This is a genomic window from Albimonas sp. (genome assembly GCF_055129145.1).
Genome location: NZ_JBSRTQ010000122.1, coordinates 1 through 13,298, shown reverse-complemented (window position 1 = coordinate 13,298; position 13,298 = coordinate 1). Strand labels below are relative to the sequence as shown.

Genomic DNA, 13,298 nt, shown 5'->3' with positions numbered 1-13,298 from the left:
TGGGGGCGGAGGCATGGGGCGCGGGCCCGGCGCAGGCCGGCCGAACCAACGAAGGATGATCCATGAGCGACGGCGCAGGCGGGACCGAGGCGGGACGCGACTCCACAGGCCGCGACTCCACAGGACGGGGCGGCTCCATGCCCTTCGCGCCCCATGAATGGCTGATCGCCTGGCGCTACATGCGCGCGCGCCGGCGCGAGGGCGGGATCTCGGTCATCGTGTGGTACGCGCTGGTCGGCATCGCGCTGGCGGTCGGCACGCTGATCGTGGTGATGGCGGTGATGGTCGGCTTCCGGGCCGAGTTCACCGACCGCATCCTCGGCGCCGAAGGCCACGCCCGCATCTACCCGGTCCCCGTGGTCCAGGCCGACGGGCGGCGGGTGTCGGCGATTCCCGACTATGACGACCTCGCCGCCCGCATCGCCGCCGTGCCCGGGGTGATCCGCGCGGCGCCGATGATCGAGGCGCAGGTGCTCGTCTCCCGCGGCTCGTCCAATTCCGGCGCGGTGGTGCGGGGGATGCGCATCTCGGATCTGCACGACCTGCCTTACGTGGCGCATCCGGAGGCGTCGGAGGGCAAGCTCGACGACCTCGACCATGGCATCGCGCTGGGCGAGGGCGTGGCCCGCGAGCTCGGCGCCTATGTCGGCGACATGATCACCATGATCCTGCCGGGCGGCCAGGCGACCCCGTTCGGCATGGCCCCCAAGATCAAGACGTTCGAGTTGGTCTATGTGTTCAAGGTCGGGCGCGCGGATGTCGACCGGTCCCGCGTCTACATGACTTTCAAGGCGGCGCAGGACTATTTCAACAAGGGAGACACCGCCGACCAGGTCGAGGCGCTGCTGGCCGATCCCGACACGCTCGGCAGCCGCGCCCGGCCGACCGAGGCCGATGCCGCGTTGGTCCGCGCCGCGGGGCCCAATCGGGTGCTTTGGACATGGAAGGATGCGAACGGGGCGTTTCTGTCCGCGCTCGATGTCGAGCGGGCGGTGATGTTCATGATCCTCAGCCTCGTCGTGGTGATCGCGGCGCTCAACATCATCTCGGGCCTGGTGATGCTGGTGAAGAACAAGGGGCGCGACATCGGGATCCTGCGGACCATGGGCCTGACGCAGGGGGCGATCATGCGGATCTTCTTCCTGTGCGGCGCGGGCATCGGGACGCTGGGCACGGCGATCGGCGTCGGGCTGGGGATTCTGTTCGTGGTCTATATCGACCCGATCTTCGACGTGGTGAACTTTCTGGCCGGGGGCGGCATCTGGAACCCGGAGATCCGGATGCTGACCAAGTTCCCGGCGGAGTTGCGCTGGGAGGACGTGGCGGCCTCCGCCGGCCTCGCCCTCGTGCTCAGCTACGGCATCACGCTGTTTCCGGCGCGGCGCGCCGCCCGGCTCGATCCGGTGGAGGCGCTTCGCTATGAGTGATCACGCAGCGCTGGAACTGGTCGGGGTCGAGCGGATCTACAATCGCGGAGCGCCGGGCGAAGTGCGGGTGCTGACCGGCGCGTCGCTGGCGATCCGTCCGGGCGAGGTGGTGGCGCTGGTCGCGCCCTCGGGGTCCGGCAAGTCGACGCTGCTGCATCTGGCGGGGTTGCTGGACCGGCCGGATGCGGGATCCGTGCGCATCGCGGGCGAGGCGGCGGAGGCGCTGTCGGACGGGCGGCGCACCGCGATCAGGCGGCGCGACGTGGGTTTCGTCTATCAGTTCCACCACTTGCTCAAGGAATTTTCGGCGGAAGAGAACGTGGCTCTGCCGATGCGGGCCGCGGGGATGTCGGCGCGGGCGGCTGGCCTGCGGGCGGCGGAGCTGCTCGGGCAGGTGGGGCTGGCCGCACGGGCCTCCCACCGGCCGGCGGAGCTGTCGGGCGGCGAGCAGCAGCGGGTGGCGATCTGCCGGGCGCTGGCCAACCGGCCGCGGTTGCTGCTGGCCGACGAGCCGACGGGAAACCTCGACCCCGCGGCCTCGACCCTGGTGTTCGAGCTGCTGGCGGGCCTTGCGCGCGATCAGGGGCTGGGGGCGCTGGTGGTGACCCACAACCTCGATCTCGCGGGGCGGATGGACCGGGTGCTGCGGCTCGACGCGGGGCGCGTGGCCGAGGACTGAGCCTGGCCCGCGCGGGTCAGGCTGCTGGCGGGCGCCGCCGGGATTTCTACGCGAACTCCCGGCTGCACCCGTGGGGCACGCGCAGGTTGGCTGCGTGGTCGCGCGGGTTGCGGCGTCGCCGCGGGCCCGGCTCCTCGATCGCCGTCGCCCCGGCGGCGCGGAGTCCCAGGACGCCGCCGAGCGGGCGAGGTCGCTGACCTTCAGAACAATTTGGTCGGGCAGGGTCGTCTCAGGGATGCCGGGCAGGGCGCCCGAAACGGCCGGGGCCGCCTGTCATGCCGACAGGCGGCCCCGGAGGCGCGGATCGGAGCGCGGCGCGGTCTCGGTTCAGCCAGGCACCGTCTCGGGGTCCGGAGAACCGGCGGGGGCGTCGCCGCCTGAGCCGCCTTCGCCGCCCTCGGTCGGCTTGTCGCGACGGGGACGCCGGCGGCGCGGGGCGCGGGGACGCGGGGCGTCGCCCTGAGCCTCGGCCGCGGCGGGCTCCGCCTTCGGCTCGGGCGTCGACTCGGCTTCCGGGGTCGCCACCAGCGGATCGGCGTCGTCGCCGGCGTCGATGGTTTCCAGGGCGCCGCCGCCGTAGCTGGCGCCGGCGCCGTTCTGACCGCCGCCATTGCCGTTGGACTGACCGTTCGGCTGGTTGCCCTGGCCATTGGACTGGCCGCCGTTCTGGCCGCGCTGCGGCTGGTAGTAGGGCTGATCGTCGTCGCCGTCGCGGCCCTGCTGGCCGTCGTTGCGGTCCCGCTGCTGCTGTGGCTGGCTGGCCTGCTGCTCGGCCTGAGCGGCGGAGAGCAGACGCAGGTAATGCTCCGCGTGCTGGAGGAAGTTCTCCGCGGTCACACGATCGCCGGCGGTTTGGGAATCGCGGGCGAGCTGTTCGTATTTCTCGATGATCTGTTGTGGCGTGCCGCGCACCTTGCCCTCGGGTCCGGCGCTTTCGAACACGCGGTTGACCACGTTGCCCATGGCTTTAGGGCGGTTATTCTTACCGCGATTGCGGTTTGACTTCTGTGCAGGTCTCATCACGTCCGGTTCTCTGCCCGATCGGGTCTCGCCCGATCCCGGCCCGGCCGGCGGGCGCAAACCCACGGGCTCCAGGCCACCGAGGCGAACCAAGTCCATGGACCCGGATCCGCGTCTACGATGCGATTGGCTGTTCGCCACGCCCAGCTTATGCGCAAACCCCTCGCGAAAGGGGCGTTTCCGGCGAACAAAGCGAAGTTACACGCAACCCCGCGTGAAGCACAAGCCCGGTTTGGCCATAAGCGTTCGTATTTCCGCTTAATTCGGAAAGATCAGGCGAGGCGTGGCGACGCGCGGCGGAATTCCAGCGCACGAGGGCGGTCGTCGAGGTCGGAATGGGCGGCGTGCCGGGCGAAGCCCGCTTCTGCGAAGATCGCTTTCACGTCGTCCTCCTGTCCCGCTCCGATCTCCAGGATCGCGCGGCCGCCAGGGGCGAGCGCGCGGTCGAGCCCCGCGGCGATCGTGCGGTAATCGGCGAGCCCGTCGGGCCCGGCCGCGAGCGCGCCCAGCGGCTCCCAGTCGCGCACCTCGGGGGCGAGCGCCTCGACCTCCGCTTCGGGGATGTAGGGGGGGTTGGAGACGATGAGGGCGAAGCGGCCGCGCACCGGGGCGAACCAGTCGCCCTGCAGCAGCTGGGCGCGGTCGGCGACGCCATGGGCTGCGGCGTTGGCGCGGGCGAGGGCGAGCGCCTCCGGGCTGCGCTCCACCCCCATGCCCGTCGCCTCGGGCCATTCGGCGAGCAGGGTCACGAGGATGCAGCCGGAGCCGAGGCCGAGGTCGAGGATCGCTTCCGGCCGGGGCCCGTCGAGGGCGGCGGCGATCAGCGTTTCGGTCTCCGGGCGCGGGTCGAGCACGTCGGCGGAGACGGCGAAGCGCCGTCCCCAGAATTCGCGCCCGCCGATGATCTGGGAGACGGGGCGGCGCGCGGCGCGCAGGGCGATTCCGGCGGCGAAGCGGGCGGCCTCTTCGGCGGGGGCGGGATCGGAGAGGCGGGCGGTCAGCGCCGCCGCCTCTAGCCCCGAGGCCCAGCGCAAGAGCAGACGGGCGTCGCGGGGCGCGCCCTCCACCCCCGCCGAGGTCAGCGCGGCGACGCCTTCGGCCAGCAGCGTCGCGCGGGGCGTGTCCGGGGGGGTCATGCGTCGAGTTCCGACAGGCGGGCGGCCTCGTCGGCCTCGGACAGCGCCGCGAGGATCTCGTCCAGGTCGCCCTCCATCACCTCGGCCAGCTTGTAGAGGGTGAGGTTGATGCGGTGATCGGTGACCCGGCCCTGCGGGAAATTATAGGTGCGGATGCGCTCGGACCGGTCGCCGGAGCCGACCTGGCCCTTGCGCTCGGCCGCGCGGGCGGCGTCGGCCGCCTGGCGCTTGAGGTCGAAGAGCCGGGCGCGCAGCACCTCCATCGCGCGGGCGCGGTTCTGGTGCTGGGATTTCTCGGAGGAGGTGACCACGATCCCGGTGGGGACATGGGTGATGCGCACCGCCGAGTCGGTGGTGTTGACGTGCTGCCCGCCGGCGCCGGACGCACGCATGGTGTCGATGCGGAGATCGTTCGGGTCGATGTCCACGTCCACCGCCTCCGCCTCCGGCAGCACGGCGACGGTGGCGGCGGAGGTGTGGATGCGCCCGCCGGATTCGGTGGAGGGCACCCGCTGCACCCGATGCACGCCGCTTTCGCGCTTGAGCCGGGCGAAGACGCCTTCGCCCTTGATCGAGGCGGTGACCTCCTTGATCCCGCCGAGCTCGGTGGCGGTTTCGTCGAGGACCTCCAGCTTCCAGCCGGCGCGCTCGGCATGGCGGGCGTACATGCGCAGGAGGTCTGCGGCGAAGAGCGCGGCCTCGTCGCCCCCCGTTCCCGCGCGGATCTCGAGGATCGCGGGGCGGGCGTCGGCGGCGTCGCGGGGCAGGAGGGCGCGGCGCATGGCGGCCTCGGCTGCGGGGAGGGCGGCGTTGAGGCGGGCGAGCTCTTCGTCCGCCAGCCCGCGCATCTCGGGATCGGCGCGCAGGGCCTGGGCCTCCGCAAGGTCGCGCTGAAGGGTCAGCCAGGCGCGGGCCTGCTCGGCGGCGGGGCGCAGTTCGGCGTAGTCGCGCGACAGGGTCGCGATATCGCCGCGCCCCTCGGTGAGGGAGGCTTCGAGGAACCCGAACCGGGCGAGGATCTGGTCGATGGCGTCGCGGGAGATCATGGCGCCTGTCATCGCGTGGGGGGGCTGGGCGGTCAAGGCGGCTCGGCGTCCGGGCGACGGTCGGCGGAGGTGACGCTGCGTTTTTCGCTTGGTTGGCGCGGGTGGTGGGCGCAGACTTCGCGCATGTCGCGCTTTCGCCGCCCCCTGCGGGCCGTCAGGCCCGGTCTCGCGCTCGCTTGTCTTGCGGCGGCGGCGGGCGGCGCGATGGCGGGGCCCTCGATCTCGCCTCGTCTCGCCGGCGATCCGGTGTTCACGCCGCCGCCCGCGAAAGACGGCTACAGCTATCCGGAGTGCTATTGCGTCAACAAGGGCGGCGCACGGACCCCGATGGGGGGGACCGCGTGCATCAAGGTGGGGTCGAGCGAATACACCGCCCGCTGCGGCATGTCGCTCAACAACTCCGCCTGGCGCAAAGTCCGGGACGGCTGCGATCCGGGGCCGGGGGTCCTACTGCTCGAGCGGCTTGAGCGCCTCAAGCCAGGCTGAGAGCCGCTTGAGGTTCACCCCCATGTCGGACGATCCGTAGCGCGAGCGGGAGAAGGCGGCCAGCGTCGCGCCGCCGGGCGCGGGCAGGGCGCGGACCGTGATGTAGTCCGGGAAGCCCATCAGGGCAGAACGCTGCACATAGGTGACCTGGCCCTCGCCCGGATCGCCGAGCGCGCGCGTGGTGCGGCGTTGAGCCAGCGCCATGGCGTCGAAGGCGAGCATCAGCTCTTCGGGCGAGGCGTTGTAGACGGGGGATTCGATGTCGACGGGGCCGGCGCCGGCCTGCAGCGCCTCGGTCGGTGCGACCAGGGCGGAATTGTCGCCGTCGCGCGGGGCGCCGAGCGGATCGAAGGTCCAGGCTTCGGGGTCGAGCGGGGCGAGGCGGACGAAGACCGCGGCGGCGATGGCGATGACGGCGATCACGAGCACCGCCCCGATCAGGATCTTCAGCAGCATCCGCGTGAGCTCCGGGGTGAGGGGCCTCCCGGGCGAGGGCTCGCCCGGGGGGAGCGGCGCGGCGGTCCGGCCGCGCCGGGGCGCCTATTCGGCGGCCTGGCCTGCGGCTTCGAGGGCGGCGCGCTCGGCTTCCAGCGCTTCGGCCTTCTGCTCCACCAGGTCGACGATATGGTCGATCATCGCGCCGTTGCCGATCTTGTGGTCGGCGACGCCCGAGAGATAGACCATGCCCGACCCGGCGCCGCCGCCGGTGAAGCCGATATCGGTCTCGCGCGCCTCGCCCGGGCCGTTGACCACGCAGCCGATGATCGAGAGGGTCATCGGCGTCTTCACGTGCTCCAACCGCTCCTCCAGCGCCGCGACGGTCTTGATCACGTCGAACCCCTGTCGGGCGCAGGACGGGCAGGAGATGATGGTCACGCCCTTGTGGCGAAGGTTGAGGGATTTGAGGATCTCATAGCCGATCTTCACCTCCTCGACCGGATCGGCCGAGAGCGAGATGCGGATGGTGTCGCCGATGCCGGCCCAGAGCAGGTTGCCGAGTCCGATGGCCGACTTGATCGAGCCGGAGACCCGGCCCCCGGCTTCGGTCACGCCCAGATGCAGCGGCGCGTCGGTGACGTCGGCGAGCGCCATGTAGGCGGCCGAGGTCAGGAACACGTCGGAGGCCTTCACCGAGATCTTGAATTCGTGGAAGTCGTTGTCCTGCAGGATGCGGATATGGCGCAGGCCGGATTCGACCATCGCCTCGGGGCAGGGCTCGCCGTATTTCTCGAGGAGGTCGCGTTCCAGAGAGCCGCCGTTCACGCCGATGCGGATCGAGCAGCCGTGGTCCTTGGCGGCCTGCACCACTTCGCGCACCTTGGCGTCGGAGCCGATGTTGCCCGGATTGATCCGCAGGCAGGCGGCGCCGGCCTGAGCGGCTTCGAGCGCGCGTTTGTAGTGGAAATGGATGTCGGCGACGATGGGGACGGGGGAGGCGGCGCGGATGGTCTTCAGCGCGGCGGTCGACTCCTCGTCGGGGCAGGAGACGCGCACGATGTCGGCCCCGGCCTCGGCGCAGGCCCGGATCTGGGCGAGGGTGGCGCGGACGTCGGGCGTCAGCGTGTTGGTCATGGTCTGGACCGAGATCGGGGCGTCGCCGCCGACCTCGACATTGCCGACCTTGATCTTGCGGGAGGGGCGGCGGGCGATATCGCGCCAGGGGCGGATGCTCATGGGGTCGATCCTTCGGGCGTCCTGTCGGGCTTTCGGTCGTCGAGCCTCGGGGGAGAATAGGGTGGATCGGGATGGATTGCGAGGGGGCGCCGGGCCGTGAGGGCGGGAGAAATCCTGCGGCGCCCCTGCGGGGCAAGCCGATTTCTCCGGCCGCAGGCGGCCTTCGGGAAGGGGCGGCTCCGGCCGGCGGTTCCATGCCGCGTTTCGGGGCAACGTTCGGGGCGGCGTATCGGGCGAAGCGCGGTCAGCCGGTTTCGCATCCTCGCCACCCTCGCCACGGCGATGCGCCGCGCGGGAGAGACGGCCACAGGGGCGGGACGTGCGTCGCGCGGCTCCTGTCCCGACAGGCGCGTGCCGTCAAAGGGTCTTGAGATCGGCCTCGGGGACGGCGAGCGCGTCCGGATCGGGGCTGCGTCCGGCCTCAAGCCAGCGTTTGCCGGTCATGTAAGCGCGCGGGTCGTTCATCGCGTCGACCGCGATCAGCTCGGGCCCGTGAAAATACCAGTGCGAGGCGGCGCCAGGCCGCGTGCCGGGGCGGGTCACGATCCGGTCCCAGCCGTTGGCGAGGCCCGCGATCTGCAGCTTCACGTCGTACTGGTCCGACCAGAACCAGGGCATCGGGTCGTAGTCCACCGGCGCCCCCATCATCGCGGCGGCGGCGGCCTCGCCCTGTTCGATGGCGTTCTGCACCGATTCGAGCCGGATCCGTGCGCCCCGCCAGGGCAGGGAGGCGCAATCGCCTGCGGCGAAAATCGAAGGGTCCGCAGTGCGGCAGCCGGCGTCGACCTCGATGCCGCCGCCGGGCGCGAGGGCGAGGCCCGCGGCCTCCGCCAGCTCGGCATTGGCCTGCACGCCGATGCCGACCAGCACGAAATCCACCTCCAGCGCCTCGCCCTCGCCCAGCAGGGCGCGGGCCACGCGGCCGTCGGGCCCGGGCTCCAGCCGCTCCAACGCCACGCCTTCGCGGATGTCCACGCCCCGCCCGCGGTGCAGCTCGGCGAACCAGGCGGCGGTCTCGGCGCAGGCGACGCGGCCGAGGATGCGCGGCGCGGCCTCGATCAGCGTGACCTGCAGGCCCAGCGAGGTCGCCACCGCCGCCGCCTCCAGCCCGATATAGCCGCCGCCGATCACCAGCAGCCGCCGGCCCGCGACGAATTCGGAGGCCATCGCGTCGACGTCGGCCAGCGACCGCACCGCATAGACGCCGGGAAGCGCGCCGCCGATGGCCTCGGGCAGGGCGCGGGGACGAGCCCCGGTGGTCAGCGCCAGCTTGTCGTAGGCGAGGTGCGAGCCGTCGTCGAAGCGGACCTCCTGCGCGGCGCGGTCGATGGAAACGGCGCGCAGGCCGGTGCGCAGGGCGATGTCATGTTCGGGGTAGAAGTGTTCGGGGCGCAGCAGCAGACGCTCGCGCGCCATCTCGCCCAGCAGATATTTCTTGGACAGGGGCGGTCGCTGGTAGGGCGCGGCGGGTTCCTCGCCCACCAGCGTCACCGGGCCGGCATAGCCGCGCGCCCGCAGCGCCGCGCCAAGCGAGGCGCCGGCCTGGCCCGCGCCGAGGATCACCATGCCGGCCATCGCCGCGCCCCCCTTTCGGTTCGGTCGGTCAGCTCAGAACGGGATCTCGTCGTCGAGATCCGAGCGGCCGCCGCCGAAATCGCCGCCGCCGCCGGAGGGTCGACCGCCGCCGGAGCTGCCGCCTGCGCCGCCGCCGTAACCGCCGCCGCCGCGGTCCTCATAACCGCCGCCGCCCCCGCCCTGACCGGCGCCGCCGGCGCTGTCGAGCAGGGTCAGCTCCGAGCGGAAGGGACGCAGCACCACCTCGGTCGAATAGCGGTCGGCGCCCGACTGATCCTGCCATTTCCGGGTCTCGAGCTGGCCCTCGATATAGACCTTCGAGCCCTTGCGCAGGTATTTGGAGGCGATGTCGGCCAGCGGCTCCGAGAAGATGGAGACCTGGTGCCACTCGGTCCGCTCCTTGCGCTCTCCGCTGGCCTTGTCGCGCCAGGTTTCGGAGGTGGCGATCCGCAGATTGCAGACCTTGCCGCCGTTCTGGAACGTGCGCACCTCGGGGTCGCGCCCGAGATTGCCGATGATGATGACCTTGTTGACGCTGCCCGCCATGTCCGCCCTCTCCTGCCGTGCTTCGTCCGCTTGGCGCGGACGCGCCGCGCGGCCCCCGGCGGGAGGCCGCTGCGACTCGATTCCGGCCGATGCCGTCTCGGGGACGACGTTAGCCGCGCGGTCGCCTCAAGGCCATGGGCGACGCCGCGGAGGCGGCTGGGGTCGGGGCCCGAAAACCCCCGCGGGCTTGACCTCCTGCCCGCGGAGGGGAGTGATGGCCGACTGCGCCGTGTGTCCGGCGCGCTTCAGGGATGCGACGGATGCCGGACGACCCGACCTCGCGCCCGCCGACGCTGAGCGAGCGGCGACACGACCCCGACGCGCTGCGCCGCGCCTTCGAGACGGCGGATTACCCCTACGCCACGAGGATGCGCCGCACGGCCTACGAGGCGCGCAAGGCCGAGCTGCAGGTCGAGCTGCTGAAGGTCCAGGCCTGGGCCCGCGAGGAAGGGGAGCGCATCGTCATCGTCTTCGAGGGCCGCGACGCCGCCGGCAAGGGCGGGGCGATCAAGCGCTTCATGGAGCATCTCAATCCCCGCGGCGCCCGCGTGGTGGCGCTCGAGAAGCCCACCGACGACGAGCGCGGGCAGTGGTACTTCCAGCGCTACGTGCGGCACCTGCCGACCCGCGGAGAATTGGTGCTGTTCGACCGGTCCTGGTACAACCGCGCCGGGGTCGAGCGGGTGATGGGCTTCTGCACCGACGCCGAATATGCCGAATTCATGCATCAGGCCCCGGCGCTGGAGCGGATGTGGACCCGCTCGGGCATCCGGCTGATCAAGTTCTGGTTCTCGGTCAGCCGCGACGAGCAGCGCAAGCGCTTCAAGGCGCGCGAGACCGACCCGCTGAAACGGTGGAAGCTGTCGCCGGTCGATCTCGCCTCGGTCGGGCGCTGGGACGACTACACCGTGGCGAAGGAGGCGATGTTCCGGCACACGGACACCGCCGACGCCCCCTGGACCCTGGTCAAGTCGGACGACAAGAAGCGCGCCCGGATCAACTGCATGAAGCATTTCCTGTCGATGCTCGACTATGCCGGCAAGGACGTCTCCGTGGTCGGCCATCCCGATCCGCTGATCGTGCGGCAGGGCGTGCGCGGGCTGAACTGGAGCCATGAGCGGACCCCTGGCGACGATCTCGGCCCGGTGACGCGAGGGGGCGGCGATCCGGGCGACTGAACCGGCGGGTACGGGCGGATTTCGAGCCTAAACTTTCGGCCTATGCCGTTCGTATCAAACCTTGCGTCGATGGCGGGGCTGGCATTTCGGGACCAGATCGACCCCAGCGGCCGATTCCCGGCCCGCCTTCGACGGAGCCCCTCCCATGTCCCATCTTCCCCGCATTCCCGCCCTCGCCCTCCTGTTGCTGGCGCCCTTCGCGGCGCCGACCCCGGCCTTCGCCGCCGCCGCGGAGGCGGCGGTCGCGGTCGGCGATGCGCTGGGCGTCGACGAAGCCTCCATTCGCCAGGCGCTTGTCGAGCGCGGCTATGAAGTGCGTCGCATCGAGATCGAGGACGGCGAGCTCGAGGCCTACGCTCTTCGCGACGGCAAGCGTTTCGAGATCCATGTCCGCGCCGGCGCGGTCACCCGCATCACGTCGGAGAACTGAGCCGATGACCTCCGCGTCGACGTCGTCTGCGCATGGCGCGCCCCCTGTCGCGTCGCCTTCGGGCGGCGCGGCCTCGCCGCCCTGGAGCCTGTGGGTCCGGGGCTTTCACTGGAGCCTCGCGGTGCTGTTCGCGCTCAATTTCCTGGTGCTGGATCCCGACTGGGCGCTGCATCGCTGGGCGGGCTACGGCGTGGGCGTCCTGGTGATCTACCGGCTGGCGCTTGGGCTGGTCGGACCGCGGCGCACGCGGTTCTCGGCTTTTCCGCCTTCGCCCTCCGCGGCCCTCGCCCATGCGCGGGATCTGCTCGCCTGGCGGGCGGAGCCGCCGCATCGATCCCATAATCCGCTGGGCGCGCTGATGGTTTACAACCTGCTCGTCACGCTCGCGGTGATCTGCCTCTCCGGGCTCGCCATGGGCATGGATGCGTTCTGGGGGGTGGAATGGGTGAAGGAAGTCCACGAGCTCGCGGCCAACTGGGCGGCCTGGTCGGTGCTGCTGCACGTGCTGGGCGTGATGGTGGAGACCCGACGCTCGGGCCCCGGCGTGCTGGGCGCGATGACCGGCAGGCGGCGGTGAGCGCGACGCCCGGCGCGGGGACGTTGCGAATGGCGGCGGGCTCGGCCAAGGATCGGGCCATGACCGCCGCCCGCCGCTTCCACCGCTTCGCGACCCTGCTGCGCGCCGCCCGGGCCGGGCCGCGCGGCCGGCGCGTGGTGCTGCTCGGGCTGCTCGTCGCGGCGCAGTCCCTGTCGGCGGCGTTCTTCGCCGCCGACGTGGTGGCCGACCTGATGGCCGGCGAGGGCGTGGACCGCCACGCGATGGTCGAGCTCGCGGCCGTGGCGCTGCTGATCTGCGGCGTGGGGCTGATGGCGGCGGAGCTGCTGCGGATCATCGCCGATCAGGCCCGGATGCAGGACCAGCTCGACTTCGCCGCCGGCGGGTTCCAGGACCTGGTCGACCGCCGCTTCGACCGCTGGCGGCTGACGCCCGCGGAGCGCGAAGTGGCGCTGTTCGCGCTCAAGGGCATGGGGCTCGCCCGCATCGCCGAGCTGCGCGGCGCGCGGGAGGGGACGGTGAAGGCCCAGCTCTCGGCCGTCTACGCCAAGGCGGGCGTGGCGGGGAAGCACGAGCTGCTGGCCGGATTCGTCGAGGACTTCCTGGACCGCGACGCGCCCGGCTGACCCCCCTGCTGCCAACGTGCTGTCAGCAGCGACCTCGCGCCGCGCGGGCTTGCGGAAATGTTCTCGTTTCGTTTACCCTTTCTGGGCCTCGCATCCTCCAACCGATAGCCTATCTGGAGGGATTGCAGCAGCGACCACGACCGGGACGGGAACCGAGCCATGACAGACCTCAAGACCATCTCGATCCGCGGCGCGCGCGAGCACAATCTGAAGAACATCGACGTGGACCTGCCGCGCGACAAGCTGGTGGTGATCACCGGGCTGTCGGGGTCGGGGAAATCCTCGCTGGCGTTCGACACCATCTATGCCGAGGGGCAGCGGCGCTATGTGGAGAGCCTTTCGGCCTATGCGCGCCAGTTCCTCAACATGATGCAGAAGCCGGACGTGGACCATATCTCGGGCCTGTCGCCGGCGATTTCCATCGAGCAGAAGACCACCTCGAAGAACCCGCGCTCGACCGTCGGCACGGTCACCGAGATCTACGACTACATGCGCCTGCTTTTCGCGCGGGCCGGCACGCCCTATTCGCCAGCCACCGGGCTGCCGATCGAGGCGCAGCAGATTTCCGACATGGTCGACCGGGTGATGGCGCTTCCGGAGGGGACGCGCGCCTACCTGCTGGCCCCGCTGGTGCGCGACCGCAAGGGGGAGTACCGCAAGGAATTCGCGGACTTGCGCAAGCAGGGATTCCAGCGGGTCAAGGTCAACGGCGAATTTTACGAGCTCGACGAGCCGCCGGTTCTGGACAAGAAGTTCCGCCACAACATCGACGTGGTGATCGACCGGATCGTGGTGCGCGAAGGGATCGAGCAGCGCCTGGCCGATTCCTTCTCGACCGCGCTGAAGCTCGCGGACGGGATCGCGGTGGTCGAGACCGCGCCGGCGGAGGGCGATCCGGAGCTGGGCCTGATCTCGCAGA

The 13,298-nt window shown here is 71.3% G+C and carries 14 protein-coding genes and 1 pseudogene; 8 read left to right on the top strand and 7 right to left on the bottom strand.

Going from position 1 to position 13,298, the window contains the following annotated elements:
* Positions 1 to 137: 137 nt before the first annotated feature.
* Entirely contained in the window at positions 138 to 1,427 is a 1,290-nt protein-coding gene (locus ACTB72_RS16495) for a lipoprotein-releasing ABC transporter permease subunit (RefSeq protein ID WP_463038099.1), read from the top strand.
* Positions 1,420 to 2,106, top strand: a complete 687-nt coding sequence (locus ACTB72_RS16490; RefSeq protein ID WP_463038098.1) for an ABC transporter ATP-binding protein — start codon at positions 1,420 to 1,422, stop codon at positions 2,104 to 2,106. Before ACTB72_RS16495 ends, ACTB72_RS16490 begins: the two co-directional genes overlap by 8 nt.
* 327 nt (positions 2,107 to 2,433) lie before the next feature.
* Here ACTB72_RS16490 and ACTB72_RS16485 read toward each other — a convergent pair whose 3' ends face one another.
* The 3 genes from ACTB72_RS16485 to prfA form a co-directional block, all read right to left on the bottom strand.
* Positions 2,434 to 3,225, bottom strand: coding sequence for a DUF4167 domain-containing protein (locus tag ACTB72_RS16485; RefSeq protein ID WP_463038097.1), 792 nt, complete (start codon positions 3,223 to 3,225; stop codon positions 2,434 to 2,436).
* A 173-nt stretch (positions 3,226 to 3,398) separates the two neighbouring features.
* On the bottom strand, positions 3,399 to 4,262 hold the full coding sequence (gene prmC / locus ACTB72_RS16480; RefSeq protein WP_463038096.1) for a peptide chain release factor N(5)-glutamine methyltransferase: 864 nt from the start codon (positions 4,260 to 4,262) through the stop codon (positions 3,399 to 3,401).
* Entirely contained in the window at positions 4,259 to 5,308 is a 1,050-nt protein-coding gene (gene prfA, locus ACTB72_RS16475; protein ID WP_463038095.1) for a peptide chain release factor 1, read from the bottom strand. The genes prmC and prfA overlap by 4 nt, the downstream gene beginning before the upstream one ends.
* A 123-nt stretch (positions 5,309 to 5,431) precedes the next feature.
* Between prfA and ACTB72_RS16470 the strand changes: the two genes are divergently transcribed.
* Positions 5,432 to 5,794, top strand: a complete 363-nt coding sequence (locus tag ACTB72_RS16470) for a hypothetical protein (protein ID WP_463038094.1) — start codon at positions 5,432 to 5,434, stop codon at positions 5,792 to 5,794.
* Here the strand turns inward: ACTB72_RS16470 and ACTB72_RS16465 are convergent.
* The 4 genes from ACTB72_RS16465 to ssb form a co-directional block, all read right to left on the bottom strand.
* Positions 5,756 to 6,250 carry a DUF1499 domain-containing protein gene (locus tag ACTB72_RS16465; protein WP_463038093.1) on the bottom strand — a complete coding sequence of 165 codons (495 nt, stop codon included), beginning with the start codon at positions 6,248 to 6,250 and terminating at the stop codon, positions 5,756 to 5,758. The genes ACTB72_RS16470 and ACTB72_RS16465 overlap by 39 nt on opposite strands.
* 84 nt (positions 6,251 to 6,334) lie before the next feature.
* Complete coding sequence (gene ispG, locus ACTB72_RS16460; protein ID WP_463038092.1) at positions 6,335 to 7,468, bottom strand: flavodoxin-dependent (E)-4-hydroxy-3-methylbut-2-enyl-diphosphate synthase; 1,134 nt, start codon at positions 7,466 to 7,468, stop codon at positions 6,335 to 6,337.
* Between the two features lie 357 nt (positions 7,469 to 7,825).
* On the bottom strand, positions 7,826 to 9,043 hold the full coding sequence (locus tag ACTB72_RS16455; protein ID WP_463038091.1) for an NAD(P)/FAD-dependent oxidoreductase: 1,218 nt from the start codon (positions 9,041 to 9,043) through the stop codon (positions 7,826 to 7,828).
* Positions 9,044 to 9,076: 33 nt separating this feature from the next.
* Positions 9,077 to 9,589, bottom strand: a complete 513-nt coding sequence (gene ssb / locus ACTB72_RS16450; RefSeq protein WP_463038090.1) for a single-stranded DNA-binding protein — start codon at positions 9,587 to 9,589, stop codon at positions 9,077 to 9,079.
* A 260-nt stretch (positions 9,590 to 9,849) separates the two neighbouring features.
* On the opposite strand from ssb, the gene ppk2 reads away from it, so the two are divergent.
* From ppk2 to ACTB72_RS16425, 5 genes and pseudogenes are all read left to right on the top strand, one after another.
* Positions 9,850 to 10,767, top strand: coding sequence for a polyphosphate kinase 2 (ppk2, locus tag ACTB72_RS16445; protein WP_463038089.1), 918 nt, complete (start codon positions 9,850 to 9,852; stop codon positions 10,765 to 10,767).
* Between the two features lie 145 nt (positions 10,768 to 10,912).
* Positions 10,913 to 11,197, top strand: a complete 285-nt coding sequence (locus tag ACTB72_RS16440) for a PepSY domain-containing protein (protein WP_463038088.1) — start codon at positions 10,913 to 10,915, stop codon at positions 11,195 to 11,197.
* Between the two features lie 4 nt (positions 11,198 to 11,201).
* Entirely contained in the window at positions 11,202 to 11,774 is a 573-nt protein-coding gene (locus tag ACTB72_RS16435; RefSeq protein ID WP_463038087.1) for a cytochrome b/b6 domain-containing protein, read from the top strand.
* A 59-nt stretch (positions 11,775 to 11,833) separates the two neighbouring features.
* Complete coding sequence (locus tag ACTB72_RS16430) at positions 11,834 to 12,379, top strand: helix-turn-helix transcriptional regulator (protein ID WP_463038086.1); 546 nt, start codon at positions 11,834 to 11,836, stop codon at positions 12,377 to 12,379.
* A 159-nt stretch (positions 12,380 to 12,538) separates the two neighbouring features.
* Positions 12,539 to 13,298 (top strand): annotated as a pseudogene (locus tag ACTB72_RS16425) (excinuclease ABC subunit UvrA); the annotation flags it as partial.

Bases quoted from the DNA above. Each gene is read 5' to 3' on its own strand.
- ACTB72_RS16495 (WP_463038099.1), top strand. From the start codon at position 138: ATGCCCTTCGCGCCCCATGAATGGCTGATCGCCTGGCGCTACATGCGC.
- ACTB72_RS16490 (WP_463038098.1), top strand. From the start codon at position 1,420: ATGAGTGATCACGCAGCGCTGGAACTGGTCGGGGTCGAGCGGATCTAC.
- ACTB72_RS16485 (WP_463038097.1), bottom strand. From the start codon at position 3,225: ATGGACTTGGTTCGCCTCGGTGGCCTGGAGCCCGTGGGTTTGCGCCCG.
- prmC (WP_463038096.1), bottom strand. From the start codon at position 4,262: ATGACCCCCCCGGACACGCCCCGCGCGACGCTGCTGGCCGAAGGCGTC.
- prfA (WP_463038095.1), bottom strand. From the start codon at position 5,308: ATGATCTCCCGCGACGCCATCGACCAGATCCTCGCCCGGTTCGGGTTC.
- ACTB72_RS16470 (WP_463038094.1), top strand. From the start codon at position 5,432: ATGTCGCGCTTTCGCCGCCCCCTGCGGGCCGTCAGGCCCGGTCTCGCG.
- ACTB72_RS16465 (WP_463038093.1), bottom strand. From the start codon at position 6,250: ATGCTGCTGAAGATCCTGATCGGGGCGGTGCTCGTGATCGCCGTCATC.
- ispG (WP_463038092.1), bottom strand. From the start codon at position 7,468: ATGAGCATCCGCCCCTGGCGCGATATCGCCCGCCGCCCCTCCCGCAAG.
- ACTB72_RS16455 (WP_463038091.1), bottom strand. From the start codon at position 9,043: ATGGCCGGCATGGTGATCCTCGGCGCGGGCCAGGCCGGCGCCTCGCTT.
- ssb (WP_463038090.1), bottom strand. From the start codon at position 9,589: ATGGCGGGCAGCGTCAACAAGGTCATCATCATCGGCAATCTCGGGCGC.
- ppk2 (WP_463038089.1), top strand. From the start codon at position 9,850: ATGCCGGACGACCCGACCTCGCGCCCGCCGACGCTGAGCGAGCGGCGA.
- ACTB72_RS16440 (WP_463038088.1), top strand. From the start codon at position 10,913: ATGTCCCATCTTCCCCGCATTCCCGCCCTCGCCCTCCTGTTGCTGGCG.
- ACTB72_RS16435 (WP_463038087.1), top strand. From the start codon at position 11,202: ATGACCTCCGCGTCGACGTCGTCTGCGCATGGCGCGCCCCCTGTCGCG.
- ACTB72_RS16430 (WP_463038086.1), top strand. From the start codon at position 11,834: ATGACCGCCGCCCGCCGCTTCCACCGCTTCGCGACCCTGCTGCGCGCC.